The organism is Pseudomonas sp. Marseille-QA0892, from assembly GCF_054950135.1.
This window is the reverse complement of the sequence record NZ_CM143104.1, coordinates 2,240,005-2,257,938: the sequence shown is the minus strand read 5'-3', so window position 1 is coordinate 2,257,938 and position 17,934 is coordinate 2,240,005. Positions and strand designations below refer to the sequence as shown.

Here is a 17,934-nt window from a genome sequence, read left to right as displayed (position 1 = left end):
ATTATCAGTTGGAGGCCAACTGCTGAGGCATTACCCGCCGCGCCAACTGGAAGTGTTTTTGCCAGTAAGTGTTGTCGAGGTGGTCGATACGGACCTTCGTGCCCCTGCGTGGAGCATGAATGAACTTGCCCTCGCCAACGTAAATGGCCACATGGTCGACAGCGCGGCTACGGATCTTGAAGAAGAGTAAGTCGCCGGGACGGAGCTGGTTCTTGGCGATCTTCGGGCCGTCGAAACGGGACAGCTCGCGGGATGTACGGGGTAGGTCCAGGTCGTGTACGCCCTGGAACGCGTAGTTGACCAGGCCACTACAATCGAACCCCTTTTTTGGGGTGGTCCCTCCCCAGCGGTAGGGCGTCCCAAGGGCGCTCATGGCCCGTTGGATCACAGCTTTGGTCGCTTTGGCCTCCTGATGCGACATAGCATGTGTGGGGTATGGCTTGAGATAGATTCGATAGGACGCTGTGGCTTCAGTGCTGATGCCCAAAAACAGCGACCCGCCCAAAAAAATGGAAGCGAGTAACTTTTTCACTGTTATGAAAACCTTTATCCCGGCTGCGCTTTCTTCCTGAGCGATGCCATGGCGACATGATGAGATGACAAAGAACACACGGACAATCCAATCGTCCCGTGGACGGACCGCGAATTTTCCCTAATGTTCCTGGGGGGATCAATACCCGACCAGACCTAAGGTCTTTATGCAATTGATGGGCCGCCCGTAGGTCATTACTCGCGGCCGATACGCCTGCTGGGCTAAAGTACGGCCCTTTTTCACACTTTGGGCAGGTCATGCGTACCACACCGGCACCTCGAAACAGCGCAAAAGTACTCGGGCTTTCCGCCCTCGGTGGCGCGTTGGAATTCTACGATTTCGTTATCTTCGTGTTTCTGGCGAAGCTGCTCGGCCAGCTTTTCTTTCCGCCCGAGATGCCGGGCTGGGTCGCTCAGTTGCAGGTCTATGGAATCTTCGCCGCCGGATACCTGGTGCGTCCCCTTGGCGGCATCGTCATGGCGCACTTCGGCGACCGTATCGGGCGCAAGCGGATGTTCGCGTTAAGTGTGTTTCTTATGGCCTTGCCGACGCTGTGTATCGGTCTGTTGCCCACTTATGCGCAGATTGGTGTCGCCGCGCCGATCCTTTTGCTGTTTTTTCGCCTGCTCCAGGGCATAGCGATCGGCGGCGAGATGCCAGGAGCTTGGGTATTCGTGGCAGAGCATGCACCTGCGTCCAAGGTCGGGTTCGCCGCGGGTAGCCTCAGTGCCGGGATCAACGTAGGTACGTTGATGGGCGCGTTGATGGCCGCTGGCCTCATGCACTATTTCACGCAGCCCCAGTTGCTGGATCATGTCTGGCGCTACCCCTTCCTGCTGGGCGGCGTATTTGGTTTTATCGCGGTCTGGCTGCGGCGCTGGCTGGACGAAACGCCGGTGTTCGAGGCAATGCGTGCCGAGCGCAAACTCGCTGCGGAACTGCCGGTCAAGCAGGTGCTCACCGACCACCGGGGCGGCGTCGTCGTCTCGATGCTGGTGACTTGGGTGCTGACGGCAGGAATCGTGGTTCTGATCCTGATGACCCCCAACCTTATCCAGGCACACTTCGGTATAGCGGCGGATCGTGCGTTCTCGGGCAATGTTCTGGCCGCGGTTTGCCTGGTTATCGGCTGCATGTTCACCGGTGCACTGGCTGACTGGATCGGCAATGCGCGGTCGTTGCTTTTGAGCGCTGTTGCGCTGATTGCCGCAACGTATGCGCTCTATATCGATCTGGCCGCCGGTGGCGAACATTTCATGCCGCTCTACGCGCTGGCTGGGTTCACCGCGGGCATCGCTGGGGTAGTGCCAGCCGTGATGGTGGCGTCGTTCCCGGCACCCGTGCGCTATTCCGGCATCGCGCTTTCCTACAACCTGGCCTATGCCATTGCGGGTGCGATCACCGCGCCCTTGATCGCATACCTGTCCGAGCGGCTGGGTGCTATGGCGCCTGCGCATTACGTAGCGCTAGTGGCGGCTGTCAACATTGGTGTTGCGCTGTACCTATGGCGTCAGGCGGCGCTGCGTCGAGCGGACGGTGCACGAGAGAGCCAGGTCGAAATGATTTAGCGGGGTGCGGCCCGGTTGCCGGGCATCGGTCTGTCATTGGGCGTAGAGGGGCAGTATGGATAAGGCAGCGCTGGTTCGGTGCATCATCGAGCAGTTGGAGAACGACCGTCGCGTGACTGCCGATGCGCTCAAGGCTGCCCACGAGGCGGCCACGCATGAAGAGAGCAAGGCCGAGAACAAATACGACACGCGCGGGCTGGAGGCGGCCTACCTGGCGGATGGTCAGCGCAAGCGACTCCATGAACTGGAGGCTGCTGTCATGGCCTATCGAAACCTGGTGCTCGAACCCATGGAAGAAAGGATCCGCCTGGGGGCGCTCGTCAGCCTTGGGGCCGATAGCGGTCGCAAGGATCTGTTCCTCGGGCCGAACGCGGCGGGCCTGAAGGTCAGGCAGGCGGCACGCGAAATACTTGTCATCACCCCATTGTCACCGTTGGGCAAGGCACTATTGGGTGCAGGTGAAGGGGACGAGGTTGATATCGTCGTCGGCGGGCGGCGGCAGCGCTACGAGGTGATTGAGATCGAGTGAGCGGCTGTGACGGCGGCCGTTCCGAGTCGCTGGCCGCCGTTGGTAGCTGGCAAGTCGCGGTCAGGCCTTGTCTTGTTCGATACCCAGCTCGTCTTCGTCCGGATCAACTTCAGCCTCGACTTCTTCGGCGTCGGTCATGGTGATATCGGGCTCTTCGGTGCCGTCAGTCTCAGGGCGGTTCAGTGGCATGGCGCAGTCCTCCGTCGTTGAGTCGTTTGGAATCGCGCCAAGCGCGAATCGTTCGATTGGAACTCGCGACTGGTCGTGCCTACGCGCACCGTGAACCTTCAACGTGAATCGAGCGCCGGCCCTGGTGTCATGGCAAGCTGAGTCGTGCTCTCGGGGAACAGGGCACGCCCGTCGACAGGTTGAAGGGGCGTGGCAGGGGCCCCCAGTCGACTGCCGAGGCCAGCTTCTGCCTGCATCAGTTGGTGACGGACGTCGGACAGAATGATCTCGAGCAATTCTTTGTTCGCCGTTTGCCGGTGCGTGAACTTCCGTTCCGTGACCCATTCACCATTCAGGGTGCGTATCACGACCGCCGTTCCGTCCGGCTGCTCTATGGCGGTAACTTCGAACCGGCCCTCGAGGGCCTTGGCAAGATTTTGAAGGATGGTACGCATGACGTCGGCTACGTGGTGGAGCTGAATCTTCGGAGCAGAATATTCACATTAAGTTCATGGGAGGTGCGACAAGTGGTAGCACCAGTCGGCGGGTCGTGACGCGGCTCTCGTGCGATTGGTCCGGGGCAGCGAACTCCGGGCGAGCGCCTCGGTTCGAATGACTGATCACAAGGCAATCTGCGCGTGCCGAAGTGACCACAAAAGCATTTGTGGCTGATCTGGGACGCGAGCTGCTGCCGTAATGTAAGTCAGGAGGCCCTATGACCGATAAAGAACGCACGCCCCGCACGCCTGATGGTACCCAGGCGACCCGAAGTGTCGACCAGGCCGGCGAGCCGGTCGAAGCGGTACGCCGCCATATCGAGGAAGACGGCGAGAAGGAATCGTCCGGCGTCGACAAGGTGATCACGCCAACGGCCAATCGGGAAAAGGAACAAACGACGGAGAAGATTGAGAAGGCTGCTGCCGAAGCGGAGCGCAAACTCAAGCAATAGCGACAATCTTTCAGAAAAGCCGGCAGTACGCTGGCTTTTCGCTCAGTTTATTGTGAGGTGTGTTCTAGCCCGTGACGCCTGCTCTGGGGCGTCTCGCTATTTCGTCCTCTATTGATCCATGTCAATTACTCTGCGCCACGGACCGTGCATGATCGGGTGTTGCGCCGCGTAAGCGCGGCCATTTCCCAAAGATCAAACGAGACAAGTACGTCCACAATGAGTGCCGATAATCTGGTCATGCAAAGCTATGGCCGTTGCTGTGCAAGCGCGAACTTCTTCGACGATTTCTACGCCCGTTTTCTGGCGTCCTCTCCCGAGATACGCGCCAAATTCGTCACGACAGACATGACGCAGCAAAAGCATCTTTTGCGTCATGGCATCCTGAACCTTGTGCTGTATGCGCGCGGCATGCCGGACACCAAGCTCCGCGCACTGGGTGAAAGCCATTCCCGCCACCGCATGGATATCAAGCCACATCTCTACGACATTTGGGTCGACGCGCTCATGGCGACCGTGGCATGCCATGACGTTGAGTTCGGCCCCGCCGTTGGGCAAGCATGGCGTGAGGTGCTGGCGAAGGGGATCGAGGTGATTCAACGGCACTACTGATTCTTTAATGACTCTTTTGCGGGAAAGTGGCGGCTGGCATGATCGGGGCAATCGGCTCCGGCCGCCACGATGACAAAAGGAAGAAATCATGAGCCTTTACGGCGAATACGATTCGAACAACATCTTCGCAATGATCCTTCGCGGCGAAGCGCCGTGCTACCGGATCTATGAGGACGATGACGTACTCGCATTCCTTGACCTGTTTCCACAGTCACGGGGCCATGTGCTGGTCATTCCAAAAGGGGCGCAGGCGCGCAATATCCTTGAAATCGATCCGGCGGTGCTCGGTAAGGTAATGGCAGCAGTCCAGAAGCTCGCCCGCATCGTTGTCGACGAGTTGCAGCCGGACGGCGTGCAAATCATGCAGTTCAACGGCGCTGCGGGTGGCCAGACGGTCTACCACATTCACATGCACATCATTCCGCGCTGGGACACCGAGGGACTGGGTGCACACGCGCGCGGCAAGGCGGATCCGGCCGAGCTCGAAGCGCTGCAGGCGCGACTGGTCGAGCGCATCCGCGCGGCGGGTTGATCTAGCGTACGGCTTCGAAGACCCGGCGGGCGATACCCGTTGCCGCCCCGGCCGGGTCCTGGCGTACTGCGGCTTCCTGCCCGGCGATGACCTTGAACAGGCCGTCAAGCGCGCGCTCGGTTACATAGCGCTCCAGGTTTGCGCTGTCAGCGTTTACAGCGCCTAGCCCGGCGGCGCGGCCGACCAGTGCGTTGTACTGCTGCGCAAGATCGATCCTGTCAGTGGCTTGTTTGACGATAGGCAGGAACCGCTCCCTGATTTGCGCACGACTGCTCTTGTCCAAGTACTGCGTCGCGGCGTTCGGTTGCCCGCTCAGGATCGCCCTCGCATCGCTGATCGTCATCTTCTTTACCGAGTCCAGAAGGATGGCCTGTGCCTGTGGCACGGCAGCCTCGGCCGCAGCATTGAGGCCATTCTCCAGGTCATCGACCTGTGTGCCCATGCCGAGCATGCGCAATGTCTTGGAGGCCTTCGCCAGTTTGCCGGGAAGTTCGATACGCACGTTCGGGTCGTTGCTGAATCCGCCGGGCCGGCCGAGCTGTTTGACCGCAATCTGAGCGCCCTGGGAGAGGGCGTCCTTCAGTGCAGAGGAGGCATCCTGCTGGGATACATTCGCGGCGGCAGCGGTTAGGGTCGTCAGCGCAAGCGTGGCGGCAGCGCACAGGGTCATGATAGAGCGGAACATAGAATGGCCTTCCCGTTGGAACGGACGTGTTGGAGAGCATTAACCGAAGCGTCACGGGTAGACGAGCCTACCGTCCACCGCTCATGCTCCCGGCGGTGCTCATCATCTCTGAAACAAGAAGCGAACCCAATCGGTCAGCGGCGTCCGCACGCTGATATATGCCGATTCGCACTTACCGGCGGATACCGGGTCTTAAAGGCACCGCTTCGCTCGACGTTCCCAAGGAGGGAATACATGCGCCTGAGTCTTGCCGTTCTTCCGTTCGTATTTCTGGCTGGCTGTTCGTCCTACCAGATCGATGAGATTACGCCAGTCCCGCCAGAGCGCTTGATGGCGCACCAGGAGCAGGCCCCAGGCACCGGCGAATTGAGAGTGAACAGGGATGTGGGTTATCTCGGTGGCGGTTGCTTCGTTGAGCTTTTGATCGATCGCGAAGTTGCTGCACGCGTCGGTCGAGGCGAATCGGCGAGCTTTCACGTCAAGCCCGGCCAGCACATCATCGGCATTGGTCGTGACAACGAAGGCGAAGGGCTCTGCGCCTTGGCGCGCCTGCGTCGCGAAAAGCTGGTTACCGTCGAGCCAGGGCAAAAATACACGTTTCGTATCGTGAGCGAGGCGAGCAGCGGCTTCGACATTCGACCGGACGAAGAGAGCAAGTGATTCGGCGCACTCCGGCTCACCTGGCAGGCATGGCTTTATACTGCTCGTTTTGCGGATAGAGTCCATGGCCGATACATCCTTAATCTGGAACGAGGGCCATGGGCCGTGGACGCTGATCCTGGCCCATGGTGCCGGGGCGCCAATGGACAGCCCGTTCATGAATTCGATGGCCGCAAAGATCGCTGCGCACGGCATTACTTGCGTGCGATTCGAGTTCGATTACATGGCAACGCGCCGCGAGGATGGCCGCAAGCGCCCTCCGAACCCCCAGGCGAAGCTTCTCGAGCAGTGGCGGGCGCGAGTCGAGGGCATTCGGTCCACGCGCGCCGGCCCCCTGGCGATCGGCGGGAAGTCCATGGGTGGCCGTATGGCGAGCCTGATTGCGGAGGAGGTGGGTGCGGATGCGCTGGTCTGTCTGGGCTACCCGTTTCATGCGCCGGGCAAACAGGACAAGCCGCGGGTAGCGCATCTCGCCGACTTGAAGACGCCAACCCTGATCATTCAAGGCGACCGAGACGCCATGGGCACGCATGAAACGGTTCAGGGTTACACCTTGGCCCCGGCAATCCACATCCATTGGTTGCCATCGGGTAACCACGATCTCGAACCGCTCAAGCGCTCTGGGCATACGCACGAAGCCCATCTGGCGGTAGCGGCCGACCAAGTGGCATCGTTTTTATCGGCGCTTGCGTGGTACGACCGCGACTAATAGCCCTGTAGGGTGGGTTAGCGAAGCGTAACCCACCGAAACGACCGAGCAGGCTCGGCGTGAATGTCTGTACGGATAACGCGCCCAGGATTGGGCCTCTGGTGCGAGGTAACCGGTGGAAGCCCTTCGGGATTCCACCCTACGAGGTCACGGCTGGCCATCGTGAACGATTGCCGACGCCGACTCTGTAGGGTGGGTTAGCGAAGCGTAACCCACCGAAAGAATCAACACGGCAAAAGCAGGCAACGTGCTCATAATCGGACGGTCTGATACGAGGTAAACGGTGGAAGCCCTTCGGGATTCCACCCTACGCTTTACGGCTGGTCACCGTGAACGATTGTCGACGCCGACCTGTAGGGTGGATGGCCGAAGTCATCCAGGCGTTGCACTGGGCGACTGGGCCGCCCAGGTTTCCTACTCTGGAAGGATAGTTGGCCTATGGCGTCATACCGGCGAGTCCTGGACTTGGCTCATGCCCAACACCTTCAGTACGAACGCGTATTCGAGCGCGACGTCCCTGAAAGCCTGATAGCGGCCGCTCATCCCGCCATGGCCGGCACCCATTTCGGTTTTGAGCAGGAGAAGGTTCTGGTCGGTGCGGGTGGCCCGTAGCTTGGCGACCCACTTGGCCGCCTCCCAATACTGGACCCGACTATCGTTGTAGCCCGCGATCACAAGCGTTGCCGGATAGTCCTGCGCCTGGACGTTCTCGTAGGGAGCGTAGCCCCTGATGCGGTCGTGGACGTCTGCCTCATTGGGATCGCCCCATTCATCGTATTCGGTGACCGTGAGCGGCAGGTCCGGATTGAGCATCGTGTTGAGCACGTCCACGAAGGGGACCTCCGCGATGGCGCCCGCAAACAGCTCCGGCCGCGCATTCAGCACAGCCCCTATCAGCAGGCCGCCGGCGCTGCCACCGCTGATGATCAGGCGGTCTGGCGCCGTGTGGCGGGAGGCAATGAGATGCTCGGCGCAGGCGATGAAATCCGAGAACGTATTCGTCTTGTGCTCGAGTTTGCCGGCGCGATACCAGGCCTCGCCCAATTCACCGCCGCCGCGCACATGTGCGATGGCGAATACGATGCCTCTGTCCAGTAGCGAGAGGCGCGCGTGCGAGAACCAGGCATCCATGCTGGCGCCGTATGCACCGTAGCCGTACAGGTAGAGCGGGGCGGCCTCATTACGTTGCAGTACGTCTCGCCGACCGACGAGGCTGATGGGGACCTGGGTACCGTCAGCCGCGGTAGCCCATAGGCGCTCGCTCACGTAGGCATCAGCATCGAATGGCCCTTCGACAGGTGTTTCCTTGAGGACCCGTTGTTCGCCGGATATCAGCCTTAGCTCACGAATCTGGGCCGGGCGGTTGAGGGCTTCGTAGCGTAGACGGACGACAGGGCTGTCGAATTCAACCGTGTCCTGCACGTACAGGTTGTAGACCGCGTCAGGAAGATTTACCCGGTACGGCTCGCGTCCATCCTGATGGATCTGCACCACGGGTAGACCACCTTCGCGCAGGCTGAGAATGAAGGCACCGTCGTGAGCGCCGACGCCTTCGATCATGCGCGCTGGGTCGTGGTCGACCAGCGTGCGCCAGGATGATCGTTCCGGGCTGGCTTCGGGGGCTGCGTACACGCCGAAATTGATGCCGTCCTGGTTGCTGCGTATCAGCCAGGTCCACTCGCCCTCGAGCCGCCCATGATCGAGAAAATACTCGTGGCCTTCCTCGCGCGGCAATACACAGTGAAACGGGGCATCTGGCGTGTGAGCGTCAAGTACCCATACTTCGCTGGTGGTCTTGCTGTTGGCCAGGATGATCAGCTGCCGCTCCGAGCTGCTGAGGTAGCAATGCACGAAGAAACGGCCGTCCGGGTCATGAAACACTTCCTCCGGCTGTTCGCTGGAGAGACGGTAACGGTAGACCTTGTGCGGGCGATGGGTCTCATCCAGCTCACCATAGAACAGCGTGTTGCTGTCTGCCGCCCAAGTCATGCTGCCGTCGCAGTTCGCGAAGGGCAGCTCTGTGACAGCGCCGGTATCCAGTTCCTTCACGAACAGTCTGTAGATTTCGTCGCCGGCCGTATCGAGGCTGTAGGCCATACGTCGGTAGTCCGGACTGACGCAGATCGTGCCGATGGACAGGAATCCGCCGTTTGCCAACGCATTCGGATCCAGCAGCAGCCTTTCGGTCGCGGCATCGACGTCAAAGGATCCGTCCGCCGGCCGGCGGCAGCGATAATGGCGTGCATATTCATCGCCGGCGCTGGTGCGCTGGTAATACAGATGCGGCCCCCACGGGGAGGGCAATGACAGATCCGTTTCGCGGATGCGGCCCTTGATCTCCTCGTACAGCCGTTCCCGCAGCGGTGCTTCGCTGGCCAGGCACTGCTCGGTCCAGGCGTTTTCCGCTTCGAGGTATTCGATCACCGCCTCGTCATCGCGTTGCTCGAGCCAGGCATAGGGATCGTTGGCATCGTCTCGGCGGGCTATCGGGGCGTGGGTCATGGAATCTCCTGTAGATACGAGCGCGGTTTCAGCAGCGGTGCGGCTCGCGAATGGGCGGTCGGGTGGCGGATTCGCCGGGTGTCCGCCGCACTTCGGCGGTTTGCAGAGACCACACAGCACGGACGGGTACGCCGACCTTGGGAAAGCCGCTATGATAAGCGCCCGTTCGCCACTCCGACCACGAAGCCGCATGACTGAACAAGACTATCTGATCGCCTGGGCCATTTACGGCGTAGCAGCCTTGGGTTGCATTGCAGTCTCGTTCAAGTTGACCGGCTGGATGTGGAGATGGTTGCGCGAGCCGCTGCGCCTCATTGTTGCCATCCTCGTACTGACGCCCACCATCGTTGATCCCACCAAGGACTTCTTCGCACCTGCTGTTGCGATCACGGCGATGGACATGGTGCTCAAGGTGGGCAATAACGCCTGGCGTGCCGTACTGGACTTGGTGTCCTACGGGTTGATTGCCTTCGGCGCCTATATCGTTTTCGCGCTGGTGCGCTGGCCGCTCGAACGTAAGGCTCGCCAGCGTCGCGCGGAGGATGAGGCGCGCCAGGCGCGGCACCGGCGGGATGAGGTCGAGGAGCCCGAAGAGCGCTTCGTTCCGCAAAGCCGACCCCGTTCCAGCATGCGTGTCGAACCCAGACTCTGACGAGGTCGACCCATGTGCGAGCTGCTCGGTATGAGTGCCAACGTTCCGACCGACATCGTGTTCAGTTTCACCGGGCTGATGCAGCGCGGCGGTCGTACGGGCCCACACCGGGATGGTTGGGGTATCGCCTTCTATGAGGGCAAAGGGCTCCGCATTTTCCAGGACCCGAGGCCTAGCTATCAGTCCGAAGTCGCCGAGCTGGTCCGTCGTTATCCCATCAAGAGCGAAACCGTTATTGGGCATATCCGGCATGCCAATGTAGGTGGCGTATGCCTGGCGAACACGCATCCTTTTACGCGGGAGCTATGGGGGCGGCACTGGTGCTTCGCGCATAACGGCCAACTGGCGGATTTCAGCCCTCGGACGGGGCACTATCGCCCGGTTGGCACAACCGACAGCGAAGCCGCGTTCTGCGATTTGCTAAACCATATTCGCGACCGGTTCCCTGAGCCTGTTCCGGTGACGGAGCTGGTGGCCGAGCTGGTCGGTTGCTGCGAACGTTACCGCTCACACGGCGTATTCAATTGCCTGCTCAGCAACGGCGAATGGCTGTTTACCTTCTGCTCCACGAAGCTTGCCCAGATCACGCGTCGCGCTCCGTTCGGGCCAGCCCATCTGAAGGATGTCGAGGTACAGGTGGATTTTCAGTCCGAGACCACGCCGAATGACGTCGTCACGGTCCTTGCCACCGAACCACTGACTTCCAATGAAACTTGGGAGCTTCACGCTCCCGGCACCTGGACGCTTTGGGCTGGCGGTGAGTGCCTGCTCCGAGGCGCGCCTGCTGACACCTGACGATATGGAGATCCGCTAGATGCTGTTGAGTTATCTCAGACTCACCCTGTTTGCGCTCGGGCTGCTGCTGGGCGTACAGGTGCCGGGCTTCATGAACGACTATGCCAAGCGGGTCGATGCACACCGCATCGAAGCCCGGGAAGGATTGAAGGGCTTCCAGCAGACCGCAAAGGTGTACTTCGACGGTGACCTGGACGCCCTTGTTGCGCGCTATCGGGAGAATTCCGATCCGGTGATCCGTAACGACGCGGACAGCGTCGAGGTGTTGGTACGGCGCAGCAAGACGCTAGACGCGGAATGGGAAGTGATGCAGGGCCCCTGGTATCAACGTGCATGGCACATGCTGACCAGAGCCGACCAGGCCATGCTCGACGAGACCTATCGCGCCTACAACTACCAGATCGTGTTGACCCCGAATGCGATTCTCTGGGGCGTGGCCTGCGGCTTCTTATTTGCCTGGATCGTCGAGGCGCTGATCCTCATTCTGGCAAACGTCTTCGCGCTAGGGCGTCGGCGCCCATCGCGTCACTTCCGCTGAGCCTGTGTCTGTCAAACGGCCCGCCTGATGCGGGCCGTTTTCGTTCCAGTCCCATCCCGCGCAGTAGGTAATCAGGTTGCTAGGTAGCGCATCCCTTCCTCAAGGCCTGCCAACGTTAACGGGTACATGCGCTGGTGCACCAGGTCCCGGATGAGCAGGTTGGAGGCGTTGTACTCCCAGGTCTCGCGCGGGTAGGGATTCAACCAGGCGACCTTGTCGAACTTCTCAGTGAAACGGCGCATCCAGACGTGCCCGGCTTCTTCATTCCAATGCTCCACGCTTCCGCCTGGCTGGGTAATTTCATAGGGCGCCATGGCCGCGTCACCGACGAATACGACCTTGTAGTCGTCTCCGTAGCGGTGCAGCAGATCGTAGGTGGACGTGCGCTCGTGGGTACGGCGCAGGCTGTCCTTCCAGACCGACTCGTAGATGAAGTTGTGGAAGTAGAAGTATTCCAGGTGCTTGAACTCGGTCCGACAGGCCGAAAACAGTTCCTCGCAAACTTTGACGTGTGCGTCCATCGAGCCGCCAATATCGAACAGCAGCAGAAGCTTGACCGCATTGCGTCGCTCGGGCCGCATCTGGATGTTGAGCAGGCCAGCGTCACGGGCGGTATGTTCGATGGTGCCGTCGAGGTCAAATTCATCGGGCGCGCCGTCACGGGCAAACTTTCTCAATCGGCGCAGCGCGAGCTTGATGTTGCGTGTCCCAAGGTCGACGTGCTCGTCCAGGTTGCGGTATTCGCGCTGTTCCCAAACCTTGACCGCCTTGCCCTGACGCTCGCCCTCATTACCGATTCGAATGCCTTCAGGGTTGTAGCCGCCGGAGCCGAATGGACTGGTACCGCCCGTGCCGATCCATTTATTGCCACCGGCATGACGCTTCTTCTGTTCCTCGAGGCGTTGCCGGAAGGTTTCCATGAGCTTGTCGAGCCCGCCGAGGGCTTCGATCTGCGCTTTTTCATCGTCCGTGAGCATGCGCTCGAACGTCTTTCGCAGCCAGTCTTCGGGAATGGCGGCGTCCAAGTCCGGGTCCAGCGTGTCGAGCCCCTGGAAATAGGCGGAGAAGGCACGGTCGAACTTGTCGAAGTGGCGCTCGTCCTTCACGAGGATTGCCCGCGACAGATAATAAAAGTCATCCATGTCTGCAAACGTCAGGCGCTTGTCGAGCGCCTCGTGCAGGTCGAGCAGCTCCCTTACGGTCACGGGCACCTTGGCGGCACGCAGGGTGTGGAACAGGTCGAGCAGCATGCTGGGCCTCTTTTCGGTGTCTCGGTCGGCGCGCCAGAGCTTCAGCGGTTGGCGCGGCGGGTCATGAACGCCAGGCGCTCGAGCAACTGCACATCCTGCTCGTTCTTGACCAGCGCACCGGCCAGTGGCGGGATCGCTCGCGTTGGATCACGCTCTCGGAGCACCGTCTCGCCAATGTCATCAGCCATCAGCAGTTTGAGCCAGTCGACCAGTTCCGAGGTGGAAGGCTTCTTCTTCAGGCCAGGCACCTTTCGGACGTCGAAAAAGATATCCAGCGCCTCGGATACCAGGTCTGCCTTGATGTTCGGATAGTGAACGTCAACGATTCGGCGTAGCGTGTCGCGGTCTGGAAAGGCGATGTAGTGGAAGAAACAGCGGCGCAGGAAGGCGTCAGGCAGTTCCTTCTCGTTGTTGGACGTAATGATGATGATCGGCCGCTGGCGTGCTCTGACCGTTTCGCCGGTTTCATAGACGAAGAACTCCATGCGATCGAGTTCCTGGAGCAGGTCGTTTGGGAATTCGATATCCGCCTTGTCGATCTCATCGATGAGCAGTACCACGCGCTCGTCGGCTTCGAAGGCTTCCCACAGCTTGCCCTTGCGGATGTAGTTGCGGATGTCGTGCACCTTGTCATCGCCAAGCTGCGAATCGCGGAGTCGGCTGACGGCGTCGTATTCATAAAGGCCCTGATGTGCCTTGGTCGTTGACTTGATGTGCCAGGTGATCAGGCGGGTGCCGAAGGAGTCGGCCAACTGTTCGGCCAGCAGGGTCTTGCCGGTGCCGGGTTCGCCCTTGACGAGGAGAGGGCGCTCAAGCGTAATCGCTGCGTTGACCGCCAGCTTCAGATCATCCGTCGCGACGTAGGTAGATGTGCCTGCAAACTTCATGAAGGGCCCTCGATTCTGGCAAGTGTGGGTCGACTATAACCTGTTGGCTTGTGACCATGGACAAGCATCGGGGATCCGGGTGCCGGTAGCTATCGAGCACCCGCTGATCGCACGGCACCGGCCGAAAGTAAAAGAGCCCCTACGCCGCACCGCGACGCTCTGTTAAAATGCGCGCCTTTTCACCGTTGGGCTGAACCGTGGGCTTCACCTGGGTCGACTGGGCCATCATCGCGATTGTTGTCGTTTCCGCTCTCATCAGCTTGAAGCGAGGGTTCGTCAAGGAAGCGTTGTCGCTGCTCACCTGGATCGTGGCCGGTGGCGTGGCGTGGCTTTTCGGTGGCGCGCTTTCCCAGTACCTCGTGGAGTACATCGAGGTACCGTCTGGGCGAATTATCGCCGCCTGTATCATTCTTTTCATTGCGACCCTGTTGGTAGGGGCACTGATCAACTTTCTCATTGGCGAACTGGTACGCGTGACCGGGCTGTCCGGAACCGATCGGTTCCTGGGGATGGCATTCGGTGCCGCCCGTGGTGGTTTGCTGGTCGTGGTACTGGTGGGGTTGCTGAGCCTGTCGCCGGTACAACAGGATCCGTGGTGGCAACAGTCCGTTCTGTTGCCGCATTTCCTGATGGTTGCGGACTGGTCCAAGAACTTCATCCTGGGCTTGTCGAGCCAATGGCTGGGTAGCGCAATGGTGCCGCCACCGAGCTGAACGCGGGTTGCGGGCGCAGGATTTACTGTGCTCTAACGTGAAGCTGTACTACTAGCAGGGGTTTGGTCACATGTGTGGCATCGTCGGTATCGTCGGCAAAACGAACGTCAATCAGGCGCTGTATGACGCGCTCACCGTCCTTCAGCACCGCGGCCAGGATGCTGCAGGCATCGTGACCAGCCATGAAGGCCGGTTGTTTTTGCGCAAGGACAACGGACTGGTTCGCGATGTGTTCCAGCAGCGCCACATGCAGCGTCTGGTCGGCGCGATGGGCATCGGCCACGTGCGCTATCCAACCGCAGGCAGTTCGAGCTCTGCAGAAGCCCAGCCTTTCTACGTGAATTCGCCCTATGGCATCACGCTGGCGCATAACGGCAACCTGACCAATGTCGAGCAGCTCTCTCAGGAGATCTACGAATCCGACCTGCGTCACGTCAACACCACCTCCGATTCCGAAGTCCTGCTGAACGTCTTCGCGCACGAGCTCGCGGTGCGCAACAAGCTACAGCCAACGCCGGAAGACATCTTTGCCGCCGTTTCTGAAGTCCATGAACGCTGCCGGGGCGGATATGCCGTTGTAGCGATGGTCACCGGCTACGGCATCGTCGGCTTCCGCGACCCCTATGCGATCCGGCCGATCGTCTTCGGCAAGCGCGAAACCGAGCAAGGCGTCGAGTACATGATCGCCTCCGAGAGTGTCTCCCTCGATGTACTTGGTTTCACGCTGATTCGCGACCTTGAGCCAGGCGAAGCCGTCTACATCACCGAAGACGGTGAGCTGCACACCAAGCAGTGCGCCGCGCATTCGCAGTACGCACCGTGCATCTTCGAACACGTCTACCTTGCACGCCCCGACTCCATCATGGACGGGATCTCGGTCTACAAGGCGCGTTTGCGCATGGGTGAGAAGCTCGCCGAGAAGATCCAGCGCGAGCGTCCGGACCACGATATCGACGTGATCATCCCCATTCCGGACACCAGCCGTACGGCGGCGCTGGAGCTGGCGAATCATCTGGGCGTCAAGTTCCGCGAGGGCTTCGTCAAGAACCGCTACATTGGCCGGACCTTCATCATGCCGGGCCAGGCAGCGCGTAAGAAGTCGGTCCGCCAGAAGCTCAACGCGATCGAGTTGGAGTTCCGCGGGAAGAACGTCATGCTGGTAGACGATTCGATCGTCCGCGGTACGACCTGTAAGCAGATCATCCAAATGGCCCGTGAAGCCGGTGCCAAGAACGTGTATTTCTGCTCGGCAGCACCAGCAGTCCGCTACCCGAACGTATATGGCATCGATATGCCTAGCGCTCATGAACTGATCGCGCATGGCCGTACGACCGAAGAGGTTCGCGATCTGATTGGCGCCGACTGGTTGGTCTATCAGGACCTTCCGGACCTGGTCGAAGCGGTTCGCACGCACAAGTCACCGAAGGTGCAGAACTTCGATTGTGCGGTCTTCAACGGCGAGTACATCACCGGAGACGTCAACGACGTCTACCTAAACAAGATCGAGCAGGCTCGCAATGACGCCAACAAGGCGAAGAGCAACCTGGTTAGCGAGATCATCGACCTGCACAACAACTGATAGGGCCGGCGCGCTGCGCCGGGTCCGCAAAGGAGAGACTATCAATGGCACTCGACTGGGATGCGGGCCGTCTGGACAGCGATCTTGATGGCGTTTCGCTCGATACCCTGGCGGTTCGCGCCGGGCAGCACCGTACACCGGAAGCCGAGCACGGCGAGGCGATGTTCCTGACGTCGAGCTACGTATTCCGTACCGCTGCGGACGCGGCGGCTCGTTTCGCCGGTGAAGTGCCTGGCAATGTCTACTCGCGCTACACGAACCCCACGGTCCGGGCATTCGAAGAGCGTATCGCCGCAATGGAAGGCGCCGAACAGGCGGTCGCCACTGCCTCCGGCATGGGCGCGATCTTGACAATGGTCATGAGCCTTTGCAGCGCCGGTGACCATATCCTCGTATCACGCAGCGTGTTCGGCTCCACCATCAGCCTGATGGAGAAATACTTCAAGCGCTTTGGTGTCGAGGTCGACTACCCGCCGCTGTCGGATCTGTCCGCCTGGGCGGAGGCATGCAAGCCGAACACCAAACTGTTCTTCGTCGAGTCTCCCTCGAATCCGCTCGCCGAACTGGTCGACATCGCGGCGCTGGCTGAAATCGCACATGCCCACGGCGCGTTGCTGGCCGTCGATAACTGTTTCTGCACGCCGGCGCTTCAGCGGCCGCTATCGCTCGGTGCCGACATCGTCATGCACTCTGCGACCAAGTTCATCGACGGGCAGGGTCGCGCCATGGGCGGGGTCCTGGCGGGCCGTGCCGAATTGATGAAAGAGGCCGTCGGCTTCTTGCGTACAGCGGGCCCGACCCTGAGCCCTTTCAATGCATGGATCTTCCTCAAGGGCCTGGAAACCCTGCGTATTCGTATGCAGGCGCATTGCGCGAGTGCTCAGGCATTGGCCGAGTGGCTGGAAACCCAGCCGGGCATCGAACGCGTCCACTATGCCGGTCTGCCGAGTCATCCGCAGCATGAGCTTGCCAAGCGGCAGCAAAGCGCGTTTGGCGCGGTGGTGAGCTTCGAGGTGAACGGTGGTAAGGAAGCCGCCTGGCGTTTCATCGATGCCACCCGCGTCGTGTCCATCACAACTAACCTGGGTGATACCAAGACCACGATCGCTCATCCTGCAACCACGTCCCACGGTCGGCTTTCCCCGCAGGAGCGAGCCAATGCCGGTATCGGCGATAACCTTATCCGTCTGGCCGTAGGTCTTGAGGATCTGGATGACCTTAAAGCGGACCTCGCCCGCGGGCTGGCAGCGTTGTGATCGAGTGGACGCTCGAAACCCCGCCAGCCAATAACGGGCATGTCGCGCTCGTTACCGGTGGCTCCCGTGGCATAGGCTTGGGCATTGCGGCCTGGCTTATTGTTGAGGGCTGGCAGGTCGTGATTGCCGACGTCAATCGCCAGCGTGGTTCGGTGGTCGCAGACGCGTTGGGCGACAATGCCTGGTTTGTCGCACTCGATGTGTCCAGCGAAACTCAGGTGATTACCGCAGTGGCCGAGGTTCTCGGTCAGTTCGGCCGGCTGGATGCGTTGGTCAATAACGCGGGCATCGCCGATCCCTTCAACGGACCGCTCGAAGAGCTCTCGCTGGCCCAATGGAACCGCGTTCTGTCGGTAAATCTCACCGGCGCGATGCTGTTGGCCAAGCATTGTGCGCCGTATTTGCGTAGCCATCAGGGCTCGATCATCAATGTGTCGTCGAGCCGTGCGCACCAGTCCGAGCCGCATACCGAGGCGTACTCAGCGACCAAGGGCGGCTTGCTGGCACTGACGCATGCGATGGCGGTAAGCCTTGGTCCGGACATTCGTGTCAACGTGGTGAGCCCAGGCTGGATCGACTCGCGCGACCCATCGGACCGCCGAAATGAGCCGTTGAGTGATTCAGACCACGCTCAGCATCCGGTTGGCCGGGTCGGTGAAGTCGAGGACATCGCATCCATGGTGGCCTGGCTCCTTTCGCCGGAAGCAGAATTCGTCACAGGCCAGGAATTCGTCGTCGATGGCGGTATGACTCGCAAGATGATCTACGCCGAGTGACGGCCGGCGCGCCAAGCCTTGGTAGGAAAAAAGCGGCGTTGGCCG

General features: G+C 60.5%; 21 protein-coding genes. 14 read left to right on the top strand and 7 right to left on the bottom strand.

Annotation, left to right across the window (positions count from 1 at the left end):
- Nucleotides 1-4: 4 nt before the first annotated feature.
- Nucleotides 5-373 carry a C40 family peptidase gene (locus ACY8D3_RS10435; protein ID WP_462384049.1) on the bottom strand — a complete coding sequence of 123 codons (369 nt, stop codon included), beginning with the start codon at nucleotides 371-373 and terminating at the stop codon, nucleotides 5-7.
- A 416-nt stretch (nucleotides 374-789) separates the two neighbouring features.
- Between ACY8D3_RS10435 and ACY8D3_RS10430 the strand changes: the two genes are divergently transcribed.
- Together ACY8D3_RS10430 and ACY8D3_RS10425 are read left to right on the top strand one after the other, a co-directional pair.
- Complete coding sequence (locus ACY8D3_RS10430) at nucleotides 790-2,100, top strand: MFS transporter (RefSeq protein WP_462384047.1); 1,311 nt, start codon at nucleotides 790-792, stop codon at nucleotides 2,098-2,100.
- A gap of 55 nt (nucleotides 2,101-2,155) precedes the next feature.
- Complete coding sequence (locus ACY8D3_RS10425; protein WP_462384045.1) at nucleotides 2,156-2,629, top strand: GreA/GreB family elongation factor; 474 nt, start codon at nucleotides 2,156-2,158, stop codon at nucleotides 2,627-2,629.
- A 60-nt stretch (nucleotides 2,630-2,689) separates the two neighbouring features.
- Here ACY8D3_RS10425 and ACY8D3_RS10420 read toward each other — a convergent pair whose 3' ends face one another.
- Nucleotides 2,690-2,818, bottom strand: a complete 129-nt coding sequence (locus ACY8D3_RS10420) for a hypothetical protein (RefSeq protein WP_462384043.1) — start codon at nucleotides 2,816-2,818, stop codon at nucleotides 2,690-2,692.
- Nucleotides 2,819-2,916: 98 nt separating this feature from the next.
- Nucleotides 2,917-3,252, bottom strand: a complete 336-nt coding sequence (locus tag ACY8D3_RS10415; protein WP_462384041.1) for a hypothetical protein — start codon at nucleotides 3,250-3,252, stop codon at nucleotides 2,917-2,919.
- Between the two features lie 260 nt (nucleotides 3,253-3,512).
- Here ACY8D3_RS10415 and ACY8D3_RS10410 point away from each other — a divergent pair, with 260 nt between their 5' ends.
- The 3 genes from ACY8D3_RS10410 to ACY8D3_RS10400 all read left to right on the top strand — a co-directional run bounded on the left by ACY8D3_RS10410 (nucleotide 3,513) and on the right by ACY8D3_RS10400 (nucleotide 4,887).
- Nucleotides 3,513-3,746, top strand: a complete 234-nt coding sequence (locus ACY8D3_RS10410) for a hypothetical protein (protein WP_462384039.1) — start codon at nucleotides 3,513-3,515, stop codon at nucleotides 3,744-3,746.
- A gap of 216 nt (nucleotides 3,747-3,962) precedes the next feature.
- Nucleotides 3,963-4,355 carry a globin gene (locus ACY8D3_RS10405; protein WP_462384037.1) on the top strand — a complete coding sequence of 131 codons (393 nt, stop codon included), beginning with the start codon at nucleotides 3,963-3,965 and terminating at the stop codon, nucleotides 4,353-4,355.
- Between the two features lie 88 nt (nucleotides 4,356-4,443).
- Entirely contained in the window at nucleotides 4,444-4,887 is a 444-nt protein-coding gene (locus ACY8D3_RS10400; RefSeq protein WP_462384035.1) for an HIT family protein, read from the top strand.
- Between the two features lies 1 nt (nucleotide 4,888).
- Here ACY8D3_RS10400 and ACY8D3_RS10395 read toward each other — a convergent pair whose 3' ends face one another.
- Entirely contained in the window at nucleotides 4,889-5,572 is a 684-nt protein-coding gene (locus ACY8D3_RS10395; protein ID WP_462384033.1) for a DUF4197 domain-containing protein, read from the bottom strand.
- 234 nt (nucleotides 5,573-5,806) lie between these two features.
- Here ACY8D3_RS10395 and ACY8D3_RS10390 point away from each other — a divergent pair, with 234 nt between their 5' ends.
- Together ACY8D3_RS10390 and ACY8D3_RS10385 are read left to right on the top strand one after the other, a co-directional pair.
- Entirely contained in the window at nucleotides 5,807-6,232 is a 426-nt protein-coding gene (locus ACY8D3_RS10390; protein ID WP_462384031.1) for a 3-isopropylmalate dehydratase, read from the top strand.
- Nucleotides 6,233-6,296: 64 nt separating this feature from the next.
- A complete protein-coding gene (locus ACY8D3_RS10385; RefSeq protein ID WP_462384029.1) occupies nucleotides 6,297-6,941 on the top strand; it encodes an alpha/beta family hydrolase in 645 nt (214 codons plus the stop codon).
- A gap of 444 nt (nucleotides 6,942-7,385) precedes the next feature.
- On the opposite strand, the gene ACY8D3_RS10380 is transcribed toward ACY8D3_RS10385, so the two are convergent.
- Nucleotides 7,386-9,443, bottom strand: coding sequence for a S9 family peptidase (locus tag ACY8D3_RS10380; RefSeq protein ID WP_462384027.1), 2,058 nt, complete (start codon nucleotides 9,441-9,443; stop codon nucleotides 7,386-7,388).
- A gap of 190 nt (nucleotides 9,444-9,633) precedes the next feature.
- Here ACY8D3_RS10380 and ACY8D3_RS10375 point away from each other — a divergent pair, with 190 nt between their 5' ends.
- The 3 genes from ACY8D3_RS10375 to ACY8D3_RS10365 are packed head-to-tail and all read left to right on the top strand — an operon-like array spanning nucleotide 9,634 to nucleotide 11,428.
- Complete coding sequence (locus ACY8D3_RS10375) at nucleotides 9,634-10,095, top strand: MFS transporter (RefSeq protein WP_462384025.1); 462 nt, start codon at nucleotides 9,634-9,636, stop codon at nucleotides 10,093-10,095.
- A gap of 12 nt (nucleotides 10,096-10,107) precedes the next feature.
- Nucleotides 10,108-10,890 (top strand): class II glutamine amidotransferase, encoded by a 783-nt coding sequence (locus ACY8D3_RS10370; protein ID WP_462384023.1) that lies wholly within the window; start codon nucleotides 10,108-10,110, stop codon nucleotides 10,888-10,890.
- 19 nt (nucleotides 10,891-10,909) lie between these two features.
- A complete protein-coding gene (locus ACY8D3_RS10365; protein WP_462384021.1) occupies nucleotides 10,910-11,428 on the top strand; it encodes a DUF2937 family protein in 519 nt (172 codons plus the stop codon).
- Nucleotides 11,429-11,499: 71 nt separating this feature from the next.
- Here ACY8D3_RS10365 and ACY8D3_RS10360 read toward each other — a convergent pair whose 3' ends face one another.
- Both ACY8D3_RS10360 and ACY8D3_RS10355 read right to left on the bottom strand, forming a co-directional pair.
- A complete protein-coding gene (locus ACY8D3_RS10360; RefSeq protein WP_462384019.1) occupies nucleotides 11,500-12,678 on the bottom strand; it encodes a vWA domain-containing protein in 1,179 nt (392 codons plus the stop codon).
- A gap of 41 nt (nucleotides 12,679-12,719) precedes the next feature.
- Nucleotides 12,720-13,565, bottom strand: a complete 846-nt coding sequence (locus ACY8D3_RS10355; protein WP_462384017.1) for an AAA family ATPase — start codon at nucleotides 13,563-13,565, stop codon at nucleotides 12,720-12,722.
- A 197-nt stretch (nucleotides 13,566-13,762) separates the two neighbouring features.
- On the opposite strand from ACY8D3_RS10355, the gene ACY8D3_RS10350 reads away from it, so the two are divergent.
- The 4 genes from ACY8D3_RS10350 to ACY8D3_RS10335 all read left to right on the top strand — a co-directional run bounded on the left by ACY8D3_RS10350 (nucleotide 13,763) and on the right by ACY8D3_RS10335 (nucleotide 17,889).
- Nucleotides 13,763-14,278 (top strand): CvpA family protein, encoded by a 516-nt coding sequence (locus ACY8D3_RS10350; protein WP_462384015.1) that lies wholly within the window; start codon nucleotides 13,763-13,765, stop codon nucleotides 14,276-14,278.
- Between the two features lie 70 nt (nucleotides 14,279-14,348).
- Nucleotides 14,349-15,857: an amidophosphoribosyltransferase gene (gene purF / locus ACY8D3_RS10345; RefSeq protein ID WP_462384013.1), complete on the top strand. Its 1,509-nt coding sequence runs from the start codon at nucleotides 14,349-14,351 to the stop codon at nucleotides 15,855-15,857.
- A 44-nt stretch (nucleotides 15,858-15,901) separates the two neighbouring features.
- Nucleotides 15,902-17,113, top strand: coding sequence for an O-succinylhomoserine sulfhydrylase (locus ACY8D3_RS10340; protein ID WP_462384012.1), 1,212 nt, complete (start codon nucleotides 15,902-15,904; stop codon nucleotides 17,111-17,113).
- Nucleotides 17,110-17,889, top strand: coding sequence for an SDR family oxidoreductase (locus ACY8D3_RS10335; RefSeq protein WP_462384010.1), 780 nt, complete (start codon nucleotides 17,110-17,112; stop codon nucleotides 17,887-17,889). Before ACY8D3_RS10340 ends, ACY8D3_RS10335 begins: the two co-directional genes overlap by 4 nt.
- Nucleotides 17,890-17,934: the final 45 nt, after the last annotated feature.

What these genes read in the sequence shown, in the direction of transcription:
- ACY8D3_RS10435 (WP_462384049.1), bottom strand. Translation starts at nt 373, where the DNA reads ATGAGCGCCCTTGGGACGCCCTACCGCTGGGGAGGGACCACCCCAAAA.
- ACY8D3_RS10430 (WP_462384047.1), top strand. Translation starts at nt 790, where the DNA reads ATGCGTACCACACCGGCACCTCGAAACAGCGCAAAAGTACTCGGGCTT.
- ACY8D3_RS10425 (WP_462384045.1), top strand. Translation starts at nt 2,156, where the DNA reads ATGGATAAGGCAGCGCTGGTTCGGTGCATCATCGAGCAGTTGGAGAAC.
- ACY8D3_RS10420 (WP_462384043.1), bottom strand. Translation starts at nt 2,818, where the DNA reads ATGCCACTGAACCGCCCTGAGACTGACGGCACCGAAGAGCCCGATATC.
- ACY8D3_RS10415 (WP_462384041.1), bottom strand. Translation starts at nt 3,252, where the DNA reads ATGCGTACCATCCTTCAAAATCTTGCCAAGGCCCTCGAGGGCCGGTTC.
- ACY8D3_RS10410 (WP_462384039.1), top strand. Translation starts at nt 3,513, where the DNA reads ATGACCGATAAAGAACGCACGCCCCGCACGCCTGATGGTACCCAGGCG.
- ACY8D3_RS10405 (WP_462384037.1), top strand. Translation starts at nt 3,963, where the DNA reads ATGAGTGCCGATAATCTGGTCATGCAAAGCTATGGCCGTTGCTGTGCA.
- ACY8D3_RS10400 (WP_462384035.1), top strand. Translation starts at nt 4,444, where the DNA reads ATGAGCCTTTACGGCGAATACGATTCGAACAACATCTTCGCAATGATC.
- ACY8D3_RS10395 (WP_462384033.1), bottom strand. Translation starts at nt 5,572, where the DNA reads ATGTTCCGCTCTATCATGACCCTGTGCGCTGCCGCCACGCTTGCGCTG.
- ACY8D3_RS10390 (WP_462384031.1), top strand. Translation starts at nt 5,807, where the DNA reads ATGCGCCTGAGTCTTGCCGTTCTTCCGTTCGTATTTCTGGCTGGCTGT.
- ACY8D3_RS10385 (WP_462384029.1), top strand. Translation starts at nt 6,297, where the DNA reads ATGGCCGATACATCCTTAATCTGGAACGAGGGCCATGGGCCGTGGACG.
- ACY8D3_RS10380 (WP_462384027.1), bottom strand. Translation starts at nt 9,443, where the DNA reads ATGACCCACGCCCCGATAGCCCGCCGAGACGATGCCAACGATCCCTAT.
- ACY8D3_RS10375 (WP_462384025.1), top strand. Translation starts at nt 9,634, where the DNA reads ATGACTGAACAAGACTATCTGATCGCCTGGGCCATTTACGGCGTAGCA.
- ACY8D3_RS10370 (WP_462384023.1), top strand. Translation starts at nt 10,108, where the DNA reads ATGTGCGAGCTGCTCGGTATGAGTGCCAACGTTCCGACCGACATCGTG.
- ACY8D3_RS10365 (WP_462384021.1), top strand. Translation starts at nt 10,910, where the DNA reads ATGCTGTTGAGTTATCTCAGACTCACCCTGTTTGCGCTCGGGCTGCTG.
- ACY8D3_RS10360 (WP_462384019.1), bottom strand. Translation starts at nt 12,678, where the DNA reads ATGCTGCTCGACCTGTTCCACACCCTGCGTGCCGCCAAGGTGCCCGTG.
- ACY8D3_RS10355 (WP_462384017.1), bottom strand. Translation starts at nt 13,565, where the DNA reads ATGAAGTTTGCAGGCACATCTACCTACGTCGCGACGGATGATCTGAAG.
- purF (WP_462384013.1), top strand. Translation starts at nt 14,349, where the DNA reads ATGTGTGGCATCGTCGGTATCGTCGGCAAAACGAACGTCAATCAGGCG.
- ACY8D3_RS10340 (WP_462384012.1), top strand. Translation starts at nt 15,902, where the DNA reads ATGGCACTCGACTGGGATGCGGGCCGTCTGGACAGCGATCTTGATGGC.